This is a genomic window from Alteromonas gracilis (assembly GCF_036870955.2).
Classification (GTDB): domain Bacteria; phylum Pseudomonadota; class Gammaproteobacteria; order Enterobacterales; family Alteromonadaceae; genus Alteromonas; species Alteromonas gracilis_A.
This window is the reverse complement of sequence record NZ_CP145482.2, coordinates 265,892-291,007: the sequence shown is the minus strand read 5'-3', so window position 1 is coordinate 291,007 and position 25,116 is coordinate 265,892. Positions and strand designations below refer to the sequence as shown.

The 25,116-nt window shown below is 44.7% G+C and carries 18 protein-coding genes and 3 pseudogenes; 6 read left to right on the top strand and 15 right to left on the bottom strand.

Translation table 11 applies throughout. From position 1 onward, the window contains the following. Entirely contained in the window at window positions 1-3,144 is a 3,144-nt protein-coding gene (locus V6N89_RS01385) for a beta-galactosidase (protein WP_338519823.1), read from the bottom strand. 128 nt (window positions 3,145-3,272) lie between these two features. Between V6N89_RS01385 and V6N89_RS01380 the strand changes: the two are divergent. Further along, window positions 3,273-4,140, top strand: a pseudogene (locus V6N89_RS01380) (helix-turn-helix transcriptional regulator). On the opposite strand, the gene pmbA reads toward V6N89_RS01380, so the two are convergent. After that, the gene (gene pmbA / locus V6N89_RS01375; protein WP_346993307.1) at window positions 4,137-5,468 is read right to left on the bottom strand and encodes a metalloprotease PmbA; all 1,332 of its coding nucleotides are present in this window, start codon (window positions 5,466-5,468) and stop codon (window positions 4,137-4,139) included. The pseudogene V6N89_RS01380 and the gene pmbA overlap by 4 nt on opposite strands. Before the next feature lie 72 nt (window positions 5,469-5,540). Here pmbA and yjgA point away from each other — a divergent pair, with 72 nt between their 5' ends. After that, window positions 5,541-6,098, top strand: a complete 558-nt coding sequence (gene yjgA / locus V6N89_RS01370; RefSeq protein WP_338519822.1) for a ribosome biogenesis factor YjgA — start codon at window positions 5,541-5,543, stop codon at window positions 6,096-6,098. Window positions 6,099-6,300: 202 nt separating this feature from the next. Here the strand turns inward: yjgA and V6N89_RS01365 are convergent, their stop codons facing one another. Beyond that, on the bottom strand, window positions 6,301-6,951 hold the full coding sequence (locus V6N89_RS01365; RefSeq protein ID WP_338519821.1) for a porin family protein: 651 nt from the start codon (window positions 6,949-6,951) through the stop codon (window positions 6,301-6,303). Between the two features lie 102 nt (window positions 6,952-7,053). On the opposite strand from V6N89_RS01365, the gene V6N89_RS01360 reads away from it, so the two are divergent. The 4 genes from V6N89_RS01360 to V6N89_RS01345 all read left to right on the top strand — a co-directional run bounded on the left by V6N89_RS01360 (window position 7,054) and on the right by V6N89_RS01345 (window position 11,007). Then, complete coding sequence (locus V6N89_RS01360) at window positions 7,054-7,338, top strand: hypothetical protein (protein ID WP_338519820.1); 285 nt, start codon at window positions 7,054-7,056, stop codon at window positions 7,336-7,338. A gap of 137 nt (window positions 7,339-7,475) precedes the next feature. Next, the gene (locus V6N89_RS01355) at window positions 7,476-7,865 is read left to right on the top strand and encodes a LytTR family DNA-binding domain-containing protein (RefSeq protein ID WP_346993306.1); all 390 of its coding nucleotides are present in this window, start codon (window positions 7,476-7,478) and stop codon (window positions 7,863-7,865) included. A 299-nt stretch (window positions 7,866-8,164) separates the two neighbouring features. Then, the gene (locus tag V6N89_RS01350; RefSeq protein WP_338519818.1) at window positions 8,165-10,453 is read left to right on the top strand and encodes an ATP-binding protein; all 2,289 of its coding nucleotides are present in this window, start codon (window positions 8,165-8,167) and stop codon (window positions 10,451-10,453) included. A 113-nt stretch (window positions 10,454-10,566) separates the two neighbouring features. Beyond that, the gene (locus V6N89_RS01345) at window positions 10,567-11,007 is read left to right on the top strand and encodes a hypothetical protein (protein ID WP_338519817.1); all 441 of its coding nucleotides are present in this window, start codon (window positions 10,567-10,569) and stop codon (window positions 11,005-11,007) included. Window positions 11,008-11,058: 51 nt separating this feature from the next. Here the strand turns inward: V6N89_RS01345 and tldD are convergent, their stop codons facing one another. The 12 genes and pseudogenes from tldD to glpD all read right to left on the bottom strand — a co-directional run bounded on the left by tldD (window position 11,059) and on the right by glpD (window position 25,040). Further along, entirely contained in the window at window positions 11,059-12,501 is a 1,443-nt protein-coding gene (gene tldD / locus V6N89_RS01340) for a metalloprotease TldD (protein WP_346993305.1), read from the bottom strand. Beyond that, a pseudogene (locus V6N89_RS01335) lies at window positions 12,494-13,314 on the bottom strand (carbon-nitrogen hydrolase family protein). Before V6N89_RS01335 ends, tldD begins: the two are co-directional and overlap by 8 nt. Beyond that, window positions 13,307-17,011: a YhdP family protein gene (locus V6N89_RS01330; protein ID WP_346993769.1), complete on the bottom strand. Its 3,705-nt coding sequence runs from the start codon at window positions 17,009-17,011 to the stop codon at window positions 13,307-13,309. Before V6N89_RS01330 ends, V6N89_RS01335 begins: the two are co-directional and overlap by 8 nt. Then, window positions 16,986-17,264 carry a hypothetical protein gene (locus V6N89_RS01325; protein ID WP_346993304.1) on the bottom strand — a complete coding sequence of 93 codons (279 nt, stop codon included), beginning with the start codon at window positions 17,262-17,264 and terminating at the stop codon, window positions 16,986-16,988. Before V6N89_RS01325 ends, V6N89_RS01330 begins: the two co-directional genes overlap by 26 nt. A 26-nt stretch (window positions 17,265-17,290) precedes the next feature. Continuing rightward, window positions 17,291-18,757, bottom strand: coding sequence for a ribonuclease G (gene rng / locus V6N89_RS01320; protein WP_346993303.1), 1,467 nt, complete (start codon window positions 18,755-18,757; stop codon window positions 17,291-17,293). 2 nt (window positions 18,758-18,759) lie between these two features. Beyond that, window positions 18,760-19,344, bottom strand: a complete 585-nt coding sequence (locus V6N89_RS01315) for a Maf family protein (protein WP_338519813.1) — start codon at window positions 19,342-19,344, stop codon at window positions 18,760-18,762. Between the two features lie 20 nt (window positions 19,345-19,364). Next, window positions 19,365-19,843: pseudogene (gene mreD, locus V6N89_RS01310) on the bottom strand (rod shape-determining protein MreD). Then, entirely contained in the window at window positions 19,836-20,711 is an 876-nt protein-coding gene (gene mreC, locus V6N89_RS01305) for a rod shape-determining protein MreC (RefSeq protein WP_338519812.1), read from the bottom strand. The pseudogene mreD and the gene mreC overlap by 8 nt, the downstream one beginning before the upstream one ends. A 37-nt stretch (window positions 20,712-20,748) precedes the next feature. Then, on the bottom strand, window positions 20,749-21,792 hold the full coding sequence (locus V6N89_RS01300; RefSeq protein WP_014947909.1) for a rod shape-determining protein: 1,044 nt from the start codon (window positions 21,790-21,792) through the stop codon (window positions 20,749-20,751). A gap of 193 nt (window positions 21,793-21,985) precedes the next feature. Then, entirely contained in the window at window positions 21,986-22,489 is a 504-nt protein-coding gene (locus V6N89_RS01295; RefSeq protein WP_338519811.1) for a hypothetical protein, read from the bottom strand. A 360-nt stretch (window positions 22,490-22,849) separates the two neighbouring features. Continuing rightward, window positions 22,850-23,416: a phosphoglycerate mutase family protein gene (locus V6N89_RS01290; RefSeq protein WP_338519810.1), complete on the bottom strand. Its 567-nt coding sequence runs from the start codon at window positions 23,414-23,416 to the stop codon at window positions 22,850-22,852. Window positions 23,417-23,504: 88 nt separating this feature from the next. Next, complete coding sequence (gene glpD, locus V6N89_RS01285) at window positions 23,505-25,040, bottom strand: glycerol-3-phosphate dehydrogenase (protein ID WP_338519809.1); 1,536 nt, start codon at window positions 25,038-25,040, stop codon at window positions 23,505-23,507. Between the last annotated feature and the right edge of the window lie 76 nt (window positions 25,041-25,116).

Sequence of the window (25,116 nt, the reverse complement as noted above, 5' to 3'; positions counted from 1 at the left end):
CTACGCGAGGGCACCACCTGCTTTTAATGTCACCGTGTAGCTATAACGTTTTTCTTCAAGTAAAAATGCCTTGTGGGTGCTTGGGCTCCACGAATCGTCACCGCCAACGCCCATATGCGCATGGTCAATATAAACAAATACACAGTCATGCTTGGTTAAATCACATGTGTGCTTTGCAACATCGAGCTGGGCTTGACCGTACTCGCTTACACTAAAGTGAAAGTCTCCCTTTACTTCAAGCTTACCTATTGATAGTTCCTTACAGTGACTGCGCAAGCCGTTATCAGACGGGAAAATATACTGTGTTTGCATATCTTTCAATGGCAAGGAGTATGCACCAAAGCGCGCACTGGCAAGCCTGTCTGGATAGTTCTCATGCGGCCCCAAACCTTTCCACATAATGGGCAACCCTGCATCTTCATCTTGAGAACCTACCGAATAGTTCTGCATTGCAGGAATGGCTGTTTGCATACCAATGCGGGGCATAGGCGGCATACTGTCGTCGAAAACCACATTCACTGATATTTCCAGTTCACCTTGTTGATTAATGGTGTACAGCCATTTGGTTGCAGACATAACCTTGTTATTGAAGGTGTACTCAAATAAAGCCGTTATACGCACATCATGCAAACCTTGTTGTGCGCTGACACTGGTACATGTGCGTAACCACTGCCCTATACCTGCACGGCGCCAACGCGACTCCCATGCATTAGGATCAGGGTTATCTACTTCGCTTACGCCGATATCATTATCTAATGGCGCTCGAAAAAAACTATCCTCAAGTGGAGCACTTAATATTTCTTCACAATCTTGTAGCCACGACATTAATAAGCCGCTTTCACTGTTAAAGCTAAACGTATTGTTCGCGACTTCAACGACTAATGCAGACTCAGCAGCACTAACATTAATTGCAGCGTTATCTGCCGCTTCGCTTGGACCTTCAAAGACCAAAAAACCAGCCGTATTGGTCAAATTAAGCTGTACAGTGTCGGTGACATGCCCTGCACGTGCCCAAGTACTATCTTTTGCTAATACAACGTCAATATTTAGATGATAAGCTGCTCCTGCAGCAAACGTAATATCAGGCGTAATAGACAGCATTGAACTTGATTGAGGTGCTACCTCTAAAGGTACTTCTCCCTGCTGTATTACTTTCCCCTCTTCCAGTATTTGCCAACGCGCTATTTCATTATTGGTATGTCTAAAGAGGTAGTCACTGGCTACCTCAATATCTATGGTTTGCGCTTGTTTTAGCAGCGTAAAGCTTAAGTGTTGCTGGCAGTATTTAGCCTCAAACATATGAGGATGGGGCGTTCTGTCTGGAAAAAGCAGACCATTAATACAAAATTGTCTGTCATTCTCGGTATCACCAAAGTCACCGCCGTATGCCCAAAATGCTGTACCATCATCAGTATGCTTTGTCAGTCCCTGGTCTACCCAATCCCAAATAAAGCCACCTTGAAGGCGGGGATATTCTTTAAACGCCTTCCAATATTCGTCAAAGCTGCCTAGGCTATTCCCCATTGCGTGTGCGTACTCACACAGAATAACCGGGCGATGTTCTCCAGGCATAGACAACCATTTTTTAATAGCCCACTTAGGTACCGCATCATCTTTCACGTCTGTATCAACACGAGCGTACATAGGCGCGATAATATCTGTGGCCGACGTGTCTGCACCGCCCCCTTCATATTGCACTACGCGCGACGGGTCAAAAGACTTCGCCCAGCCATACATAGCGTCGTGTGTAGGGCCATGTCCGCACTCGTTACCCAACGACCAGATAATAATGCACGCGTGGTTTTTGTCTCGTTCCACCATTTGAGTGAATCGAGCCATATAAGCACCTGCCCATAGTGGATCGCGAGATAAACGCCCCATAGGGAACATGCCGTGGGTTTCTATATTGGCTTCATCGACAACATACAGCCCATATTCATCACATAACTCATACCAACGAGGATGATTTGGGTAGTGGGCAGTACGCACGGCATTAAAGTTGTTTTGCTTTAGCAACTTGATGTCTTCAAGCATATCGTCTTCGTTAATTGCATGCCCTTTGCTTTGATGGTGTTCGTGTCGGTTCACACCACGAATAAGCACGGCTTTACCGTTAACTAATAGCTGTCCATTTTTCATTTCAATGTTTCTAAAGCCAATATTGTAGGCTTCGCGGTCTACCACCGTATTGTTTTCGTCTAGTAAGGATACAACGATGCGGTACAAGTTTGGGGTTTCTGCAGTCCAATGCTTAGGTGCTGTCACATCTAATCGCTGGAATATCACATCGTCCCAGCCACCTTTCTCGTCGATGCGCTTATTATTGGTACCTGTTACCACTGGCTCTGTTACAGCCTTGCCCTCTTCAAATAACTGTACTTCCACTTTAAAGCTGCTGGGAGCATTGATGGCTGTGCGCACTGATACCCAACCGTCGCGATAGCAAGCATCAAGCGTAGGGGTAACAAATACATCTTGAATGCAGTGATGTGGTTTTGTTACAAGACTGACATCGCGGAATATACCGCTTAACCACCACATATCTTGATCCTCAAGATAACTACCATCAGACCAACGAATAACCATTACCGCAATACGGTTTTCGCCTTCTACCAGCACGCTTGATAAGTCAAACTCAGCAGGTAATCGACTGTCTTGTGAGTAGCCAATGTAGGTCCCGTTACACCACAAATGAAACGCACTATTTACGCCCTCAAACACAATATGATTGCGCTTTTCTAGGCTTGCCTTGTCCATAGTGAATGTTGTGCGATAACACCCTGTAGGGTTTTCACTTGGGACAATAGGAGGATTAACGGCAAAGGGATATTTCACATTACAATAAATAGGCTTATCAAACCCTTGAAGCTGCCAGTTAGAAGGTACGTTTATAGACTGCCACAATGCAGATTCCGTGTCAGATAGCTCACTGTCAACGAGGCTTTCTGTTACGTTTTCAGGCGCATCAAACAGACGAAAATACCATGTCCCGTTTAGACTGCGCTTTTGCGCGTTGGTGTTTTGAAGTGCGTCTTCAAGCGACATAAAGCCGTTATGCGGGCTATGCGCATTAACTCTATTGCGTTGATAAACAACGGGGTTTTGCCAATCATTTTGGGCGACAACCTGAGCAACAGTAGCCATTTCTTATCCTTCTCTTCTCTGCCTGTGTTTGCAGCTTAGTTCAATAACTGCGAAATATAGCGAAAAAATGCGAATTCCTTTATGCTCTAAACTCTCATTACTTTATCCATTATTATCATTTTACATTTATGCAACCTGCTTTTTCTGACATCGTAAATATTGGCCCAAACTGCATAGAACGTTTCATTGACAATAGTAATGCGCCAGAAATAGGCCATTTAGACATAGAATTGGCTGGATGCTCAAACTTATCAGGCGAATATACTGTTGGCAGAGTAGCACCGCCAAATCACACGCTTTTTTATTCACTGAAAGGAAGTGGTGTTTTTAGAACGCCGTCGGGTGTTTTTTCGCTAAATGAAGGCGAGCTTATTGTGCTGCCAGCTAAACAGAGTTTCGAAGTAAGTATCTCGGGGCATTCTTGGGATATATTTTGGTTAAACTTATCTAATACCGCTACATGGAAGTCGCTTTTAAGAAAAGGCGCCTATGTAATAGAACATGCCTCGCTTGAAGGGCTGCATCACGCCATGGAGCTTCTGTATTTAGAGCGCATTAGCCAAAACAGAGAAGCGGCTATTCAAGTGGTTTCGCACTACCTTAAAGCACTATTCGCAGATGGTGCACCCGTAGACAACTATGAACAAACAGAGGAAAAGGACAAGCACAACGCTCACAACAAGCGTCTAACCACGTTGTTTTCTGCCGTTGATAGGCAATTGCAGTTCGAGTGGAACATGCAGCACTTAAGTGAAAAAGCGCACTATTCAGCACCGCACCTTCACCTAGCTTTGTGTAAAACAATACGGAAGAAGCCCTATGCAACACGTTATTTTTTTGCGAATGCATCGGGCGAAAAGCTTACTGAAGGGAACTCAATGGCCGATATCGTATATCGCCAATTATGTAGGTTACGCCAACGTTTTCGTTTTTTCTAAACGCTTTAAAAAGTCGGTTGGCGTTTCACCTACAAAGTACAGAGAAGAGGTTGCTTAGCTACCAGCTATTTTCATTTGATTGATAAGTATTGAGTAGGTTTGTACACTGCCCCGCGCGTCTTTTTCAGCACCAATCGCAACAATACCGCTAAACATATCGCGTAAATTACCGGCAATAGTCACCTCATGTACAGGGTATTGAATAACGCCATTTTCTACCCAAAAGCCTGCTGCACCGCGAGAGTAGTCACCCGTTACCCCGTTAACGCCCTGCCCCATAAGCTCAGTCACTAATAAACCTGTGCCCATCTCTTTGAGTAGTTCTGCGTCAGAATGCCCTGTGTCGCCCACCAGCCAATTATGAATGCCGCCAGCGTGACCGTTTGACTTAGTATTTAACTTACGTGAAGAATAGGTGGTGTAAAGGTATGTTGATAACTTACCCGCATCAACAATTGTCATATCTGCACATGCCACGCCTTCATTGTCGAAGCTTGAACTCGCAAGGCCTGACTTAATCAGTGGTCGTTCTTCAATATTCAGCCATTCTGGGAAAATTTGTTGCCCTAAACTATCTAGTAAGAAACTTGAACGTCGGTAAAGGCTGCCACCGCTGATCGCACCGACATAATGACCAAACAAACTTGATGCAACATCGCGATGCAATATCACTGGCACGTTAGCGGTATTAATTTTACGCGCGCCCAAACGCTCTACCGTCGCTTTTGCCGCTTCTTCACCCACTGATACCGCTGATTTTAATAATGGCGCCTGTCGGTTTACCGTATACGCATAGTCGCGCTGCATATCGTCGCCCTGGGCGCCAATAACCATACAGCTCAATGAGTAGCGAGAACTTGGATATCCCGCATTTATACCATGTGTATTACCATAAACGCGCATGCCCAAATTCGCATTATATGAAGCGCCATCTGAATTTGTGATACGTGAGTCGTAGTTCATGGCGGCAGTTTCAGCTTCGATTGCCGTTTGAATAGCTTTTTGTGTGTCTAGCTCTTCAGGGTGATACAGGTCTAAGTCAGGAAATTCTGTGGCAATTAACTCTGCATCAGCTAAACCAGTGCAAGGATCTTCGCTGGTATAGCGCGCAATGTCGACCGCTTTTTCTACGGCTAGTGTTAGCGCGGCTTTACTTAAATCAGCAGTAGATGCACTGCCCTTTCGCTTGCCCACATAAACGCTTATGCCAAGGCCACCATCGTTAGTAAACTCTACGTTTTCAACTTCTTGCATTCGTGAAGACACGGCAATGCCTTGCACTTTTGACATACTTGCTTCTGCTTGTGTTGCCCCTTTTGAAAGGGCTAACTTAAGTACATCATCTACGACATTTTGAATGTCTGCTAACTGCTGCTCAATTTGCATAGTAAGTTTCGCTGTCTTAATTCGACTGTGATAGTTACAATTTACCTAAAGTGTAACACTAATGAGTTTGAAATGAGTGATCAGAAATACAATTCTCCTGAAGATCCTTACTTCGAAGATGCGCAAGCGGATGAGTTCGAAGAAGAAGACTTTGTCAGTAAAACTGAACTAAAGCGTCAGGCTAAAGAGCTACATAAGCTAGGTGAAACCCTTGTTAACCTAACCGATGCACACGTAGCCACCATTCCAATGGACGAAGAACTTGCCGACGCAGTAGCCATTGCACGTAAAGTGAATAAGAAAAAAGATGGCTATCGTCGCCAGCTTCAATTTATTGGTAAGGTTTTGCGCCAACGTGATACCGCAGCCATTGAAGAAGCGCTTTCTAAAATTACGCACCAACATCAGGCGAGCAATGCCGCGTTTCACGCCCTAGAGAAAGCCCGTGAAGCAGTTATTGCGCAAGGCGACCCAGCTATTCAAAAACTTATAGAAGCTCACCCCGAGCTAGATAGACAAAAGCTGCGTCAGTTTCACCGCCAAATTAAAAAAGAGCGTGAGAAAAATGCGCCACCCAAGGCGTTTAGAGAACTGTTTCAGTATTTGAAAGACGTTATTCACGAAGAATAATCGATTTATAGGCATGCACTTCAAAGGTGTATGCCTAGTTTGGACTTAAACCAGTATTTTCAAAAAGCATGACCAAGCCTATCAGGCTCTTATGTACGTATGGCAGTCACTATATGTTGTTCGATATGCGCCAATGTTTTCTGTTCGAAAGCACAAAAAAACTTGCAGGCTGTACAACATCAATACAGCCTGCACAGAGAATTTAAAAACTGTATTTAAGGCTTAACTGCAAGCTAAGCGGTGTGTAGTCGATATTTTCAAACGTACCAATGGTAACATTTTCCTCTGCATCCATATCAATATCAGTAATGTTCGTATATCGCACTTCAGCTTGTGCAGATAGATGTTTGCTTAAAGTATAATCGGCACCGAACATAAGTTGAAAACCGGTATCTCCGCTGCCTGAAAATGATCTTTCACCAGAAGCATCTTCTAGATCGATATCAATTTCTTGAGTAAAAGCTAGCCCAGCGCCTACAAACCAGCGCCAATCGGTGTCACTGTCAAAGTAATGGTAGGCGTTTATCCCAATCACACTCGATGCAAAATTCCCATCAGTAAACTGTAAACCACCAGGTAGGGTGGTTTCTGAGTCATTGCTTCTATATTCCCAATATAATTCCGCTGCCCAGTTATCGTTAACAAAATAGCCTGCGGCTATGCCAGCATTAAATCCTCGATCCAGATTAATATCTACATTTCCAGTTTGCCCCAGTACATCGGTGACTTGTCCGTCCTGATCAGACAGCATACTGACGCCAAAAGTCGGTTTTATATACCAAGAAGATTCAGCGCTTACGTGAAAGGGAGATACTGCCAAAGCAGTCAGAATGAATAGCGGGATTAATTTCATGTGATGTGGTCCTAAATTTGTGAATTTCTATTATTCTTACGGTAGACCAACAAATTGGCACACATGCTGAGGTCACTAATGTATGAATGGGCAGGTTTTTGAATGAATGGGCAGTTTCCTCTTGGTGATATTAATCCTTTTCGCTATTTTTTTGGCATTGCAGTCATCGTTGGGCTGGTGTTTGCTTTTATCTCCTCGACTAACGATGAGCCTCTTTTACCCCGTTTAGTGCAATGGCAGCTGCAGAGTTTACTGCCTATGGCGCTGATGGTCGGTGTCCATATTGGCTTGTCATTTTTGTCATCGTTTAACCTATTATCGGCCTGGCAAAAAGTTTTTGTCTCAGGCGCTGTAGGCGCGAGTCTCTTTTCCCTCTTGCGTTACTGATTGACATATTTTTCGCCAATGAAGGATGGCCTGCGTCATTTGCAGTAGAGCTTGTAGACGAATGGCTCGGCGTGTTTTTTCCCGCAGTTTTGGTCTGGATGTTAATCAATACACCGTGGATTGTAGGTATGCACTTTGTGAAACGCACTTCTACAGAAAGTCAGCTCAAAGATAGCAAGGATGTAACGCTTATTAGCAACTATCCATTTATGTCACAGCTGCGCCAGGATATGGGCGACGATTTGTTGTGTATTTCGTCGCAGTTACACTATCTTGAGGTGGTCACAGCCAATGGTAAGCAACTAATTCTATATGCGCTCAAAGACGCTATTTTAGAAGTACCACATGACAAAGGGATGCAGGTTCACCGCTCGCATTGGGTTGCTTTTGAAGCCATTGCGTCATTCAAGAGAACTGGGAGAGAAGGCATAATAACCTTAACCAACGGTTTAAAATTGCTAGTAAGCCGTTCTTACATCAAAACTTTGAGCACCCGATTAGAAGCGATGCAACTAGTCACTCAATAGGTTTTCAAGGTGTACAACATACTCCGCTTTCACCCATCGAGTGATGAAGAATATGAATATAAGTAGCACAAAACCTAAAGCCTGAACGTCCGCAGCTTGTCTAATTCAGCCTTGCAGCTAAAGCTGCCCCAATGAGCAAGGTTTCAAAACAAGTATAAACTACTCCTCTTACCCAAAATGCCAAACTTCAAAATAGCCTGTAGCAACAAATAGTTCTTTGCTTTTTTTCTAGAGTTACACTCACTTTTTCATATTGCTGCTACCCTTTAAATAGACCCACATCTTGAAGGAATAAGTAGTTGCGATCGCTTTCCAATTCGCTTACCGCACGAATTGTGTTACTCATTTTTGTGATTTTTGCCACTATTTATCTCATTGCATACTATTTTGCCAGTGAGTATGTCTATGCCACTCGATTAGCCCTGTCTGAGCAAAACCTAAGACAACAAGTGCAAATTACCAGGGAACGCACTCTGTCGTTTTTTGATCGCGACCAGAAATTGATTGAAATAGGCCTAGAAAAAGGGGTTTATCAGCAATGGATGCGAAATGCCGATGATGAGCGTTTAAGCAAACAAGCAATCAACGAACTTACTGTGGTCTGTAGACTGGTTAAGTGCTTTGGATGGTTCTTAGTCTCTGATTTATCAAAAAGCGGGTTTTCGTTTAATCAACAAGACGGCCGCTATATCAACGATAGATTAGTTAAAGACGACCAAGTGTGGTATCAGCCACTTGTTGAATCTGGCAAAGACTTCTTAATTGATTCTAGTTTTGAAGCAAAAACCCAAGTTAACGGGGTCTTTCTTGACTATGTTGTCAGAGAAAATGATGAGTTGCTTGGGCTCGTTGGCACATATGCCAAGGCCGAAGATGTTCATAGATACTTACTTCCCAATAGCGAACAGAGCTCGAAAAACCTACTCATCGACGACAGAGGTAACATAAGACTGGGCGCCACTCATGCTAACGATGTTATAAACAACTTTGCCAACCTTAACTGGACGGCCATGTTTTCAGAAGATGTCATTGAAAGCCTTCAAGCGCATGCACAGGCAAAAGACGTTACTACAGAGGTGCTCACGCTAAAAATAGCCAATGATAAGTACCTAGCGGCGTTTAACTATATTGAACAGGTTGAATGGTTTGCGGTTAGCCTTTACCCATTAGCTACCCCTGATGACAACTTTACGCTGGGCGCCGTTACCATAGTTTCTATTATTATTTTGTTTTTCTTTATAGCAATAACCGCACTAGTACTGAACATACAAGTTGTGCGGCCTTTACTGCATTTGAACGACGTGGTTAATGCTATCGATCAAGGCGATTTTGGCGTAAAAGCAGGCAAGGTGGGTACCGATGTCATTCAAAATCTTGCCAGCCATATCGACATGATGACCGATACCATAGCCGAGCAGTTTACCTCGTTAAGAATGTCTAACTCAGCGCTACACAAAGCCCGTCATGAAGCCGAAAAAGCCAACGCTGCAAAGTCTGAATTTTTGTCAAACATGAGTCATGAGATTAGAACGCCCATGAATGGCGTGTTAGGTATTCTTCAAATTCTCGAAAAAAGTGATTTGCCACAACCATCCAAAGAACTGGTTTTTAAAGCGACCTATTCTGCCAATGCACTACTTGTCATCATTAACGATATTCTAGATTTCTCTAAGATTGAAGCGAACAAACTTGCTCTGGAACAACAGCCTTTTTCCATGCTCGAGATTGTTGATTATGTGATGTCAGATTTGCGCCCCATGGCCGACAAAAAAGCGATTGGCTTTGATGCTGATATCGCACCTGATTTTGTAGACGGTTGGTTGGGCGACTATGTTCGCGTGCGCCAAATACTGCTTAACCTTGCGTCAAACGCACTTAAGTTTACCGAAGAAGGCAGTGTCATCATAAGAGTCGGAATGGGGACTATTAATGAAAAAAGCGCCATAACACTCGAGGTAATTGACTCGGGCATAGGCATGAGTGAAGAAGCTCAACAGCGCATTTTTGACCGCTTTACCCAAGCAGATACCTCTACAACGCGTAAGTACGGCGGTACAGGTCTTGGAATGGCAATCACCGTTAGTTTAATTTCTCTCATGGATGGCAAAATCGACGTTCATAGCGTGGAAAACAAGGGCACAACAGTTGTCGTTGGCTTGCCCCTCGAACAAACTACACTAAGCGATACCAATCAACCTATTCAACATGACGACGCTCCGCACTTAAAAGGTACACGCATCCTCATTGCTGAAGATAATGAAATTAACCAGACCATTATTGCGTCTATGCTGGAAGACACGCAGGCCAAATTAGTCTTCGCGAAAAATGGAGCCATAGCCGTTGAAGCATTTAAAAAGCATAAGTTTGACGCGGTGCTTATGGATATTCAAATGCCTGAAATGGATGGAATAGAAGCGTTTACGTTACTACGCGAATTCAATCGAGATGTCCCTGTTTGGGCGCTTACTGCCAATGTTATGAAGGAAGAAGTTGAACACTATGCCCGGCTTGGCTTTACGGGTCATATAGGAAAGCCCATAAACATGAAATACCTGCACCTTGTTTTGCGTCAACTTGCGAAGGAGTAAAAGAGCGTTACAATGAAAAGGAGTCGGTAAATGTTTGTCGTTGAGTTTTACTGTATCGGCGCGTTAGCACGCGTAAACCAGTGTTATGCAGTCACGGTTTAAGCGAGAATTCGATGAAAATTTTTTCAAACCCCAATGCCAAGCTTAAAAGTAAGTATGGGCAATATCAAATAGCAGTGCTAGGCAACATAGTGGGTGTTTCTGCTGAAGGCATGGCTGACACTGAAGCCATAGCCCGATATAGCCGCGACATGATGGACGTCATCAACCAGTTTGGCGGTGAACGCTGGGCATTCCTTGGCTTTCTTTACGGCTCCGCAGTGTTGACTAAAGGCGGTGAAGAAGAACTACAAAAGTCGATCGAGTGGCGTGTGAGTAAAGGGATGAGACTTGGAGCGCTGGTTATTGGTGAGACAACTATTGAGTCCATGGTAGAGGCGCAGTTTGGCCGAATTTACCAAAAGGCAGGCACACAACTTGGCGTATTTAGTGATGAGGACTCGGCAATGGCGTGGCTTGAACAGCAGGGGTTCAGCGCGTCGAATACGCGCTGAATACCGCCCTACTAAAGCGTTCGATATCCTGTGTCTTTAGTAGATTGTAGACTAAGCCGTACCACCTACCGTTAACTCGTCAATTTTAAGGGTAGGCTGTCCTACTCCAACTGGAACGCTTTGACCGTCTTTTCCACAAACCCCAACGCCTTTATCAAGTGCAGTATCGTTACCAATCATGGAAATCTTTTGCATGACGTCTGGGCCATTTCCAATTAATGTTGCACCCTTCACTGGCGCCGTAATTTTACCGTTTTCAATCAAATAGGCTTCTGCGCTGGAAAACACAAACTTACCTGATGTGATATCAACCTGCCCACCTGCGAAGTTAGGTGCATAAATACCTTTATCGATAGACGCTATGATTTCCTGAGGGTCATGCTGACCTTCTAACATATAGGTGTTTGTCATGCGCGGCATGGGTAAATGAGCATAAGATTCACGGCGACCATTGCCTGTTGGCGCAACGCCCATAAGCTTGGCATTGTGCTTATCTTGCATGTAACCTTTCAAAATACCATCTTCAATAAGCACATTGTGCGCACTAGGTGTGCCTTCGTCATCGACAGATAATGAACCACGACGATCGCTTAAGGTACCATCATCGACAACGGTAACACCTTTCGCGGCCACACGTTGTCCTATACGCCCAGAAAACGTTGAAGCGCCTTTGCGGTTAAAGTCGCCCTCAAGACCATGGCCTACCGCCTCGTGAAGCAGCACTCCAGGCCAGCCGTTGCCTAGCACAACAGGCATAGCGCCTGCTGGAGAAGCTACAGCCTGCATATTTACTCTTGCCATGTGCAGGGCATCATCTGCCAACCCTTCATAGTAGGATTTACCGTCTTCGTCTTGTTGGAAAAATGAATAGGCGTAGCGCCCACCAGCACCGGCAGAACCTCGCTCACGTCTGTCGCCCTGTTCTAATAACACAGAACAATTTAGGCGCACCAATGGGCGAATATCTGTTGCTAGCGTACCGTCACTACCTGCAACCAAAATCTCTTCGTAAACGCCGCTTAAGCTAACCACGACCTGATTAGCCGAAGGCTCTTGCTTTCGAATATACGCATCCACTGCTCTTAAGAGAGATATTTTCTCTGCATCTTCCATTGCAAGGATAGGGTTGCTTTCGCTGTAGCGTGCTTCTATCGGCTGTTGTCCCAAAGCAGCAACATGTTGAGTGCCACCGCTTGGCGCGATTCCGCGTGCAGCCTTACACGCTTTGGTGAGAGCGTCTTCGCTGATTTCGTCTGAATAAGCAAAGCCAGTCTTTTCACCACTGATCGCTCTTACACCAACACCGCGCTCAATGTTGTAACTGCCCTCTTTGATAATGCCATCTTCAAGCACCCAACTTTCATGCTGGCTCGACTGAAAATACAAATCGGCATAGTCGGTATCGTGGCGATGTATAGTCGCAAGGGCTTGCTCAAGTTTAGAGACATCTAACCCTGAATCAGATAATAAATGACGCTCAACAGATTTAGACAAAATGACTCCTGAATCGGTTATGTTCGGCAACCTAAGCATATTCTGTTTTATGGTTTCTCTTTCTGCAATATCAACATGGGCTGATACAACACCTGGCTCTGCTTTAAGTTCTGCCAGCGTTTCTCCCCAAGGAGATAACACTATACTGTGCCCAAAAGTCTCTCGGCCATTTGCGTGTATACCTACCTGATTGGCGGCGACAACAAAACACTGCTTTTCGATAGCACGAGCTTGTAACAATGCATGCCAATGCGCCTCACCAGTGCGCTGAGTAAAAGCGGCGGGTAACACGAGAATATCGATGTCCCCCATGGCAGAAAACAACCCTGGAAAACGTACATCATAGCACACCGCTAGACCAATGTTGCCTATTGGCGTTTGTACGGTGACCACTTCACTCCCTGCTTGCGTTGTGGCCGACTCTTTATAACTACCAGTATTGTCATTTACCGACACGTCAAACATGTGTATTTTTCGATAGTCAGCCAGCTTTTGTCCGCCGGGCCCAAATAGCAGGCACGCCGCGGAGAACTTGTCTTGATCGTCTGTGGCTACAGGAAACGTACCAGACACAAGATAGCATTTATATTGCTTAGCCAATGCCGATAGATGAGACTGAATAACACCTTGCCCAAGCACCTCAGCTATGCCTAGCTGCCCTTTGTCTCTTCCACCAAAGTAAGCAAAGCACTCAGGAAGAACCACCAAGCTATCTTGCGTAATATTCGCGCTCGCCATCGCTTTAGAAACCGCTTCTAGGTTTTCACTAACGTCTGGCGTCGATGTCATTTGAAGTGCAACAAGGTTAATCATCTATGACCTCCATTTTAAGTCGACGTATGTCGTCTTCGGTCAACGGCCTATCCTGCGGATTAATCGGCGCAGGCGTGTTTTTAGCAGGCAAGCTGATGTCTTTGCTATTGCGTTCAACTTCATCAAATTTAGGGTCTTTTATCGTCCCCGAAACGCGATAATTTACGTTTGAAATTACCTTCGCCGATGTTAACACCTGATCAATCGCCAATGCGGCCAATGCCGTCGGAGGCGTTGCTAAGAAGTAAACTAAAAATGGAAGGTTACCCGTTACATTGGGCGCAAATGACACATTGTAATTGAGTGCGCCTGAATCTAAATCCGTGAAGCCTGCAATTTCTATTTCACCCGCCCCGCCGTCAATTTCTGTATCGTCGGTGTAAGCTTTACCGTCAACAATACTCAAGGTGCCGCCCATTTCATCGTAGAAAAAGCCTTTTGCAAAAACATCGCGAAAATCGAGACTAAGCTTTCGTACTAATGAATTTAAGCTAAATAAAGTAAAAATACGCGAACCTTTGTCACTCAGTTCAGTTAGATAGCCGTCTGATAAAGACCAATCTACGTTCCCGTTTAACTGAGCGAGAGAAAACGTCATAGGCGCACTAGGCCAGTGAAGATCGAATTTTACGTCTGCATTAGAATCTTTTATTCCAGATTCAACACCGTAGTTTTTTAGCATTTGGCCCACATCTGGCGAAGTTAGCGTGCCTTCTAGCGCAGTTTCTACGCCGTCTTGCGTATTACTCCAATAACCACTTGCAGTAATATTAGTGTCTCGCGAACGCACTAGTAGCTGGCGTATTTTCAACCCCGTATCTTCTTTTGCAATATCTACGGTTACCTCGCCTAAATCAACACCATGCACACCGCAGCTTTGACAATAAAAGTAAATAGGTGGCAATGTGCTTGGGTCAATATCATAAGGTGAGTTGTCTACCTTTGTAGAGGCCACTTGCTCTTTGGTCTCTGTGTTTTGTGGTTTATCTAATGACAAGTAGTCAGCATTAACTTCAATGCCTTGGGCTGCTAAATCACTATTAATACGCACCGTGCCTCTGGCATGAGGAGAGCCAATATCTAAAATCCAATCTTTGTTACGTTCAGTTGCACTTAGCTCCACATTGTCTATTGTGTGACCTGCAAAATGAAGCTTGTCGGTTTTAGCGAAGATCCGCGAAGGGGTACTAAAAAGGCTGTCTCGTTTAACACTATTTTGTTTAACGGTTCGCGCTGTTTTTTCTTTTTTGTCATGCAACGAGCCTCGGCCCGATACCAACATATCGATGGTTCTAAACCACTCTAAAACGTTCGCTTCGGGTAAATTTGCGGCAATGCTAAACCCTGTACCTATGTTGGTTAAGTCACTTTCTCCCAACGCTAAATGGGCTCGAGAAAACTGCATTTCCCGGTGAGGAAGCACACCAGAAAAACTTACATTATCTCCAAGGCTTGCAAGTACCGTAGAAGCTTGGCTATCGCCTTGGCTTTCGATAATCAGCGGTAAACTCGTACCCGCTGGCGTATCAAAGGGCTCAGGCAAAATACTCTGCGTTGCGGTTAGGTCGGCACGCAGCATGGCCTTATAAGAAAATGTCGATTTGCCAAGCGCCAAATCTACCTCAGTTTTCCATACCGACTCACCGTCAATGTATTGAGTAAGTTGTGTGTTTACGTAGTTCGCAAGAGGGTGCACATGCCACTTACCGCCTAGTTCAACGCTCAAGTCATAGTCGTCATTCTGTCTTCCCGAGAAAGACATTTTTACAGGCTGATTGAGGAACGAAGCGTTAAGTGAATTTGCATCAATATCGCCATTTCGAAAAGTAATGTCACCCGATGCACTATCAAACAACATATCAGTACTTGTTATGTAAACAGGGTTGTTCGACAGGTGCGCTGTGCCTGACGCAATAACGTCTTTGCCTTTCAGGGGAATATCAAGCTTTATGTCTGCCGATAGTGGACCTGAAACCTGCACGTCTTTATCAAGTATTTTTCCAAGCGAACGCTTAATCGACGAGTCCATCATCAATTGCGTTAATGCTTCACCAGTACCAGCACCGTTAGCATAAATAAGTAAGCGCTCTGAAGGTTTAAAGCTTGGAATGCTCGCCGACATATTGCTAATCTGCATCCCGCCTAACTTAGCAGTAGGGCTTTCCATAACAAGCGCGTTATTTACGAAATAAAGCGATAAGTCTAATTCATTCAAAGCGGGCCAGTTTGGCGCAAAAAGAAAGTCTGCATCTTTAATGTTCACAAATGCTTGAAAGATGCCCGAGTTATCTTCAAAAGGAAACGCTGTCGGCTTGCCGTGCCACAGTATACGTGCGCTTTCAATAATGCCATCACCGTAAAACGCTCTTGTAAGATAGTTATCGGTGTTTTTGCCCATGCCAAAGGATGGAAACAAATCACTGACGCCTTTCAGGGCCATTGGGCTAATATCAGCGTAAATCGACATCAATCCAGACGTGGCGTTGAGTTTAAACTGAGGCTTCAGCGTGATGCCGTCGCTATCAAACAGCATATTCTCGCCTTTAATTATCCACTCTTCTGCCCCCTGTGTTTTTTGCTTACCTTCACTGTAGGTCGATTGCGAATAGACGTAGAAATCTGCATTAAGCGTGTTGATCTGAAGGTCTTTTTTAATCACACCTTCAGAACTCAATACGCTATTTTCGCTGTTTAAATAAATGGCACCGTTATTCTTGTACCAATAAAAATCGACATCCAGCGATGAAAGACCAGGTATCTTTTCTGTCTTTGACCATTGTAGGTCGACAACCTTCGCTGCCAATTCAGGTTTACCGTTATGCAACTGAAACTGCAACGTGGCTAATTCGCCTTTTGGGTCGAGAGAACGTATTTCGTCTTCGCTGGTATCGTCCATAAACAGAGGGAGAAGAAGTAAGAATGGATTCACCTGGACTGGCTTTACGGTATTCACTAACACGTCGCCATTCTTGTTTATACTGCCAACTAAGTCGGTGGTCAGTGTCTCGTTACTGGAGTTCAGTACCAGTTGGTCAACGCGTACATTCCATCCAGTATTGGTTGGAAGTGCCTGTAGGCTTCCATTGGTGATACCCGTAACCGTTTTTACAGTCTCATCACCCCATTGCAACAGGCTGTTATTTAGTTCAGCTTGAACACTCGTGATGCGCGTTTCGTCTAAATTTACCCATACCTCAAAGTTAGCACGGCTTTGCGCCAAAGGACGCTGGGTATTAATAAGATCGCTCACCCAAGGTGAAATATCTAAATCTTCAGCTTTTGCGTAAAAAACACCATCAAAATCTTCTCTTGTGCCCGTAATATCAATAACAAACGAGGCTGAGTTAGCTGAGAGATCAGCAACCTTTAAGCGTCCAAGCCCTTGGTGTCGTTCTTCAAAGTTGTTCCATGAGAGGCTTTCAATATCAAAGGTCGTTGTTTCGTCTTGTCGCGTGAGAGCAACCATGCCATCTTCAAGCGAGAAGCTTTGCAGTTGCTCTAAGAACAAACGCTCTAATGCATTAACAACGGGAAAGTCATTTTTTCCATCGCCAGACACCCTGTCTACATCAATATCAAGATGCAAACCTCGTAGTTCAAAACGCGTTGACGAGACAAGCTGAAGCCGCAGAGATTGCCAGAAATCCAACTCGACATAGATTTGACGAATATCAAGAGATACTCGGTGAAGCGTCATCTTTTGCAAGGGATACAGAGTTCAACACAATGCTGGGCCCGTTGCGTTGCCACACTGCGTGTACACTGTCGATTGTTAGGTTTACACCGTACTGCTCGTTAATATAATTTTCTAACAGGTGTTTGTTGTGCTCAATATGCGGCAGGGCATATCGAGCCGCGCTTAACACAAGCGCAAATAACACAAGCAATACGGCAAGTAGCAGCCAAAACTTCTTTAGCAAATAAGCGGCTACTGACGAAAAATTTGTCACACTTTGCCTTTAAATAAGTTAATACATTACATCATGACGACGTCGTACTTATCCTGATTGTACAAAGTTTCGGTCTGTACCTTTATCTGTTTAGATACAAACACTTCCAACTCAGCGAGCATGTGAGACTCTTCGCCCATTAGCGCTTCAGCCACTTTAGGCGATGCATAAACCACAAACTTATCAGCGTCATACGCACGGTTAACACGCACAATCTCTCGCATTATTTCAAAGCAAATGGTTTCAATGGTTTTAACTGTGCCGCGCCCTTTGCAAACGGGGCATTCACCACACAGTATATGCTCAATACTTTCACGGGTGCGTTTGCGAGTCATTTCAATTAACCCTAGCGCAGTAAAACCGTGAATGTTTATTTTCGCCCTATCCTTGTTTGTCGCCACCTCTAGTGAGTGTAAGACACGTCTTTTGTGGTCAGGTTCAATCATATCGATAAAGTCGATAAGGATCATGCCACCTAAATTACGTAATCTTAGCTGGCGCGCAATTGCCTGCGTCGCCTCAATATTGGTGTTAAAAATTGTTTCTTCTAAATTACGATGGCCTACAAAAGCACCAGTATTGATGTCTATCGTGGTCATTGCTTCTGTCTGATCGATAATAAGATAACCACCAGATTTTAAATCTACACGTCGCTCTAGCGCACGTTGTGCCTCATTTTCAACGTCGTACAAATCGAAAATAGGCCTATCACCAGTATAATATTCAAGTTTGCCATTCATTTCTGGCACATACTCTTTAGTGAACTGGTGAAGTTCTTGAAACGATAACTTCGAGTCAATACGAATACGGTCTAACTCGGTCCCCACAAAATCACGCAGTACGCGGCGGGCCAATGGTAAATCTTCATAAAGCACATTCGACTTGCGCTTTTTCATGCGAGATTGAATTTTATCCCACAACCTGCGCAAGAATGCTGCATCTGACTGCAGTTCGGTTTTTCCTACACCTTCAGCTGCGGTGCGCAAAATGAAGCCACCGTTTTCATCACAGAATTCTTGTACTAGGCCTTTCAAGCGGTCACGCTCAGCCTCTTCTTCAATTCGCTGTGACACACCAACGTGGGTCACTGAGGGCATAAAAACCAAATAACGACTAGGAATTGTGATATCGGTAGTTAAACGAGCGCCTTTCATACCAATAGGGTCTTTTACTACCTGGACAACGATGTCCTGTCCGTCACGCACCAATTCTCTAATGTCTTGCTTTTGAATGTGGCTAGCAGATACTTCTTCAGCAATTTCATTGTGAATGACAATGTCTGATGCGTGTAAAAAAGCCGCTTTTTCAAGGCCGATATCGACGAAAGCTGCTTGCATACCGGGCAATACACGGCTTACCTTTCCGCGATAAATGTTACCGACCAACCCTCGCTTGGTATGCCTTTCGACATGGATCTCTTGCAGAATTCCATTTTCTATAAGCGCCACTCGTGATTCTGATGGCGTAACATTAATTAGTAGTTCGGCACTCACAACTACACTCCAAATGCATTGAGTAATTGACGGGTTTGATAAAGTGGCAGGCCTACTACCGCACTGGCGCTACCTTTGATAGAAACAACGAATTCGCCGCCAATACCTTGAATCGCATAACTGCCTGCCTTATCAGCAGGCTCCCCTGACTCCCAGTATGCGTCAATCTGCGCATCCGTCAATGTTGCAAAATCAACATAGGTATTAATAACCTCTGTTATTTGCTTTGCTGTACTTAACACACTTACCGCTGTGAGGACTTCATGTGTCTTGCCAGACAACATTCCAAGAATGCGGTGAGCGTCAGCTTTATCAACAGGCTTTCCGACACTTTCACCATTAAACGCGATAAGGGTATCGCTGGCGATAATAACGGTGTCATCATTAAGCGTGCCTTCGGATTCCAGCTTATGCTTTACGGCCAACGCTTTCTCTGCCGCTAAACGTTCAACAAGCGCCGTGGGTGCTTCGCCGCTACGCGGTGTTTCATCGATGTCGGCTGGCACAATAATGTGCTCAACATTCATTTGCTTAAGCAGTGCAGTTCGCCTTGGCGAGGCAGATGCTAGTACCACTGATTTTGTCATATATACGCCCTATCGATGACTTATGAGATAGAAAACTGTCTTCGCGTACGGCGCAACAGCCAAAATATCCAAGGCCACAGCATCATCGATGTCAGAACAGGCCACAAATAATCAATTTGAAAGTAAATGTCGGTCAGTAGATGCTGCACCCAAAATGTGAGCAGGTGATAGAGCGACGACAGTAAGCCAATGATAATGGCTTGCTGCCACACAGAGTAATTGCGCAAGCGCTGATAGTTTGCCGCCAGCACGTAAACGCAAATACTCAATCCTAAGCTGTGGATACCCAGCGTCGTGCCTACTAAGACATCCATTGCTATGCTTAGGCTATAAACGCAACGCCCACATTCACGCGATGAGGTAGCGCCATACTCCAATACGCCAATACGACTAACACCCAGTCTGGACGATATACATCTACCTGAATAGGCAGCGGTACTATTTGAAGCACCAGTGAGATGAAAATACTTATCCAAATAACGAGGTTACGTTTACGCATCGGTTGACCCTTTCACTTCCTCGTTGCTATCAGACTCGCCTGGGTTATCTTCCTTGTCCCAAAGAAGTAATAAATGCCTAAGTCTATCTAGCTTAGCTACGGGTTCTACTACAACTTGTGCAAAAGGGCGGCTCTCATCGCGGATAACTTGCGAGACCTGCGCTACCGGATACCCTTCGGGAAATATTTTTCCCAGCCCCGACGACACTAGAACGTCTCCTTCTTGGATATCAACACTGTGCGGTACATGTTCTAAATACAATTCATTTAGCGACCCGCTGCCATTAGCAATAAAGCGGATATCGTTTCGCAGCGAGCGCACAGGAATGGCATGTGTTACATCGGCTATTAACAAGACACGGCTATTAGTTGTACCCACTTCTGTGACCTGCCCAACAACGCCCTTATCATCAATAACGGGTTGCGATACATAAACACCATCAATGGCGCCTTTATTGACAACGACTTGCTGACTGTAAGGATTTTTATCAACCGCCATTAGCTCTGCCACCATCTTGCGTGACTCAACGCGTAGTGGGGCCTGCAACAATTCTCTTAATTGTTTGTTTTCTTTTTGAATGACATCAAATTGCTGAAGCTTTTCACTCATTAGTAACAGTTGATTATTCAGCTTTTGGTTTTCAGCGAGCAGTTGCTCTTGTGAAGTAAGACGCTGTGCACTTTCATTAAGCATCAGGCCTGGAAGGTTAGCCAAATATTGTAACGGGCTCATCAGTGAATTGAGATAGACGCGCGTTGACTTGAAGCCGTCGAGCTTATGATCAACAAAAATAAGTACCACCGACAAAACTAATGCCAGTGTAAGTCGGTTGTTGAGCGATGGACCGCGAGTAAAAATAGTATCCATGATACAAATAAGGCAACCTTAAGGTTGCCTTTCCTGCTTATTCGTAGCTAAACAGGTCGCCACCGTGAAGGTCAATCATATCGAATGCCTTACCGCCACCTCGGGCTACACAGGTTAATGGATCGTCGGCAATCACTACTGGAATACCCGTTTCTTCCATCAATAGTCTGTCTAAGTCTTTAAGTAGTGCACCACCACCTGTTAGCACCATGCCTCGCTCTGAGATATCTGATGCAAGCTCAGGAGGAGATTGCTCAAGTGCAACCATAACGGCTGAAACAATGCCGGTAAGCGGCTCTTGAAGTGCTTCTAAAATTTCATTCGAGTTAAGCGTAAAGCCTCTTGGTACACCCTCGGCGAGGTTACGACCTCGAACTTCAATTTCGCGTACTTCTTCGCCCGGATATGCTGCACCAATTTCGTGTTTGATTCGCTCTGCTGTCGCTTCACCAATCAGTGAACCAAAGTTGCGACGAATATAGTTAATGATGGCCTCATCAAATTTGTCACCCCCAATTCGTACTGACGATGAGTACACCACACCGTTTAATGAGATGATTGCAACTTCTGTAGTACCACCACCAATATCAACAACCATAGAGCCTGTTGCCTCAGATACGGGCAGACCCGCACCGATAGCCGCAGCCATTGGCTCATCAATAAGGTAAACTTCACGAGCACCCGCACCTAGAGCAGACTCTTTAATTGCACGGCGCTCTACCTGCGTTGACCCACAAGGTACACAAACCAATACGCGAGGACTAGGGCGTAGGAAGTTATTATCGTGTACTTGCTTAATGAAGTGTTGCAACATTTTTTCCGTTACATAAAAGTCGGCAATAACCCCGTCTTTCATCGGGCGGATAGCGCGGATGTTACCTGGCGTACGTCCTAACATGCGCTTTGCTTCTGCACCAACGGCAGCAACACTTTTGGGGCCTGCTGCACGTTCTTGACGAATCGCTACAACAGATGGCTCGTTAAGTACAATTCCTTGATCTTTTACGTAAATCAGCGTGTTTGCTGTTCCGAGGTCGATGGACAGATCGTTAGAGAACATGCCTCGAAGCTTTTTAAACATGAAGAGTGTATTCCTGTTACTGTGTTAACGCGTTGTGCAAAGGTGAGATGGCGACGCTTTAACGTGAAGTCGATATTTATTCTCACACTTTAACAATGGGGGCAAATTTGGGCAAGTAATGTCTTTTCTTTTCACCACTTGTAGTGAGTAAGGCTGCACTTTGCGTGCTCAAGACGCCAGTGCTGCGCTTTGTTTAAAACTCGATGTCAGTTGCTTTACCTGAAGCAGGATAGTAGTCGAAATGAGCGCCCCGGCTTAAGCTATAGCGACACCAATAGTTGTCCTCACCTTCATCAAGGTCAGAATAAAAGCGCGCGTGCACTTTAAAGCCATCCACATTTAGTGGCTGCGCAACCAATGCTGTCCATACTTTCTCACATCCTTTATCTGTCATGTTTGCCGTTGGCCAACCATTGTGATTCATTCGGACAGGTTTTCTATTTATTTCTTTCCCTGTCGCATCGTAATGAATAAGCATGATCATTGTTGTGGGTTGCTGGACTCGCCATTGCCAATGTGCAGAAATGATGTGATCTTTGAACCTTGCAGCACTTTTTAGGAACGCCGTTTCGGTAGTATTGCTTTCTTCGGTATTAAAAAGGTTGATCATAATACCGAGAGCAATCGCAAACACCGCAGCGATAGATGCTTTCATAATATTTAGATATGGAGAAGTGTCTTTTTTTGTATTTTTCATTGTTCTCTTCCTAGCGCCCACCATTACACAAGCGTCGAGATATTATGACCTCGACGTTAACGCTTACCCTGCTCATCACAGCGCGTTTGTCGGCACATTACTTAGTAGTGTATCGGCATTGGGGGCTAAATATAAAGAAGATGTTTTGTTCATACGTTTTTTAGAGCAATTGCACTACGCGCTGAATCAAGTCTTTTTGATTAAAAAGGCATGGTAAAGTAACTATGTGAGGTAAATGTGGAGGCAAATAAAAAACACGTAAAAAACGAAGAAGCTGACAACAGACACTGGCAAGCAAATAAAGTCACGAGCAAATAAACTTGCAAGCCAATAAAGTGGCAAACCAATGTAGGTATAGTATTAACGGGTGAGTACAGTAACGCCCCAAAAGTCGCTATCTTTTTGTTTAAGCTGCCAACCATTTGCCATTAGGGCTTTGCGGGTGAAGTAGTTCGTCATTCCATGGCCAAATAAAACCAATCGTTTATGTTCCAACGACAGGTCTTCTAGTCGACTTGCCAACGTAGCGACGCGTCCTTTAGCTGCGCGAAAGCTTTCAAATCGTCCTCGTATGCCCGCAAACCATAATGCTCTGCTCAACAAAACCCAATGCCAAGTGCGAAGGCGTATTGGAAGTCGATAATAAGGAATATCCATTTCTTTGAGTTCTGGACACACTTCATTGACGTGAGTCACACCATAATGTTGGGCTGATAACTTGGTTCTACGTAATGGGCTGGTAATAATGTAGCTGTTATCAAGATGAGCTTTATCTTTGGGCTGACTCTGAGGGTCGAGTACAGATTTGTTGTAGTCCCTTATCCACTTTGCGTACTGCGCCGCATCCACCTTTTCATTGTGTGCAGATAGCGGCTTGCCATGGCGAATCAATACAATTTCTGAAGGCTGTGAGTGTAAGTGCGACATAACTTCCCTGTTTTTGCGTGTAAACCGTCCGATGTCGCTTCAGTCGTCTCAGATATCAATTCAAAACTAAAGCGAAAAGTTAATCGCACTAAGCGCTTGCTTGAGCTTCAATACTCGATGCAGAACCATTTACTTTCTGTTCGATATAGGCACTAAGTGCCGCTTTTTGTTGTTCATCTAAACGCAAGCCATGCTTTGTTCGACGCCAAATGACATCTTGCAATGTCATTGCCCATTCATTATCGATGAGATAATCGACCTCTGCCTGATAAAGCCCCGCACCAAAGTCAGTGCCTAACGCGTCTAACGAAGATGCATGCTTTAGAAACTTATTGCAGAGCAAGCCATATTGTCTGGCGTAGCGTTGTGCAAGTGCCTCAGTCACCCAAGGGTACTGCTGCATTAGCGACCGTATAAAGGTTGCTTGATCTTCAAATGCCCCACCTGGCAATGGCACTTCTTTTGTCCACGCTTTCTTGGCTTTTGGAAAACAGGTGACCAGTTTATCTACAGCGTGCTCAGCCAATTTGCGGTACGTGGTAATTTTACCGCCAAAAATGTTCAACAGTACTGGCGAACCTTGCTCACCTTTAAGCTCAACTTTGTAATCTCGGGTTAGCTCTTGGGCAGACGCATTTTTCTCTTCCAAGAGGGGTCTTACACCACTGTAGCTATGCACAATATCATCAAGCGTAATTTTTGATTTAAAGTAGTTATTCACTACATCAATCAGATAATCCGTTTCTTCGTTAGAAATAGCAGCGTCTGAAGGGTTGCCTTTATAGTCTTCGTCAGTAGTACCAACGAGTGAAAAATCCCCTTCGTAAGGTATAACGAATACAATTCGACCATCTTTGTTTTGTAAAATGTAGGCTTCGTCGGTGTCATACAGTTTAGGTACGATAAAATGACTACCTTTTACCATTCTCATTGCGTTTGGATTTGCTACGTCGACAAGACGGTCTAAGAATGAGACTGCCCACGGCCCCGCTGCGTTCACAATCGACTTCGCTTTAACTGTAAACGTTTTCCCTAAATGCGTCTTAAGCTCGACATTCCACAGTGCCCCATCCTTTTTCGCACTAACGCATTCAGTTCTTGTGTATATGTCTGCCCCTTGATCTTGTGCCGCAAGTGCATTCAAAACCACTAGACGCGCGTCATCAACCCAGCCATCTGAATATTCAAAACACGTTGAAATATCATTAACAAGTGGGCCTTCAGGTGACGTAGAGAGTTTTCTAGAGCGCGAAAGTACGTTGCGCTTAGCAAGCGAGTCGTAAAGGAACAAACCAATACGAATCATCCATGCAGGACGAAGGTGCTTTTGATGAGGCAGCCTAAAACGCAAAGGCCACATAATGTGGGGTGCCTTTTGCAACAACACTTCGCGCTCGGCTAACGCTTCTTTTACAAGGCGAAATTCGTAATGTTCTAAATAACGAAGGCCACCATGAATCAATTTACTGCTAGACGATGAGGTTGCGCCAGCCAGATCGCCCTTTTCGCACAGTGCAACAGAGAGTCCTCTGCCCGCTGCGTCAAGCGCCACGCCTACGCCATTTACACCACCACCAACAACTAAAACGTCTACCGTTTTTTCTGTTTGCTCGTTTCGATTCATGCTAAGCCCCTTATTCGGCCATTCTTTCATTTGGTTATTTGACAACCAAAAAGAAAATATGTCAATACAAAACGAA

Bases quoted from the DNA above. Each gene is read 5' to 3' on its own strand.
- V6N89_RS01330 (WP_346993769.1), bottom strand. From the start codon at position 17,011: ATGACGCTTCACCGAGTATCTCTTGATATTCGTCAAATCTATGTCGAG.
- V6N89_RS01290 (WP_338519810.1), bottom strand. From the start codon at position 23,416: ATGTCGCACTTACACTCACAGCCTTCAGAAATTGTATTGATTCGCCAT.
- V6N89_RS01385 (WP_338519823.1), bottom strand. From the start codon at position 3,144: ATGGCTACTGTTGCTCAGGTTGTCGCCCAAAATGATTGGCAAAACCCC.
- mreC (WP_338519812.1), bottom strand. From the start codon at position 20,711: ATGGATACTATTTTTACTCGCGGTCCATCGCTCAACAACCGACTTACA.
- V6N89_RS01295 (WP_338519811.1), bottom strand. From the start codon at position 22,489: ATGAAAAATACAAAAAAAGACACTTCTCCATATCTAAATATTATGAAA.
- V6N89_RS01300 (WP_014947909.1), bottom strand. From the start codon at position 21,792: ATGTTTAAAAAGCTTCGAGGCATGTTCTCTAACGATCTGTCCATCGAC.
- V6N89_RS01345 (WP_338519817.1), top strand. From the start codon at position 10,567: ATGAAAATTTTTTCAAACCCCAATGCCAAGCTTAAAAGTAAGTATGGG.
- glpD (WP_338519809.1), bottom strand. From the start codon at position 25,040: ATGAATCGAAACGAGCAAACAGAAAAAACGGTAGACGTTTTAGTTGTT.
- yjgA (WP_338519822.1), top strand. From the start codon at position 5,541: ATGAGTGATCAGAAATACAATTCTCCTGAAGATCCTTACTTCGAAGAT.
- pmbA (WP_346993307.1), bottom strand. From the start codon at position 5,468: ATGCAAATTGAGCAGCAGTTAGCAGACATTCAAAATGTCGTAGATGAT.
- V6N89_RS01360 (WP_338519820.1), top strand. From the start codon at position 7,054: ATGAATGGGCAGTTTCCTCTTGGTGATATTAATCCTTTTCGCTATTTT.
- V6N89_RS01365 (WP_338519821.1), bottom strand. From the start codon at position 6,951: ATGAAATTAATCCCGCTATTCATTCTGACTGCTTTGGCAGTATCTCCC.
- V6N89_RS01315 (WP_338519813.1), bottom strand. From the start codon at position 19,344: ATGACAAAATCAGTGGTACTAGCATCTGCCTCGCCAAGGCGAACTGCA.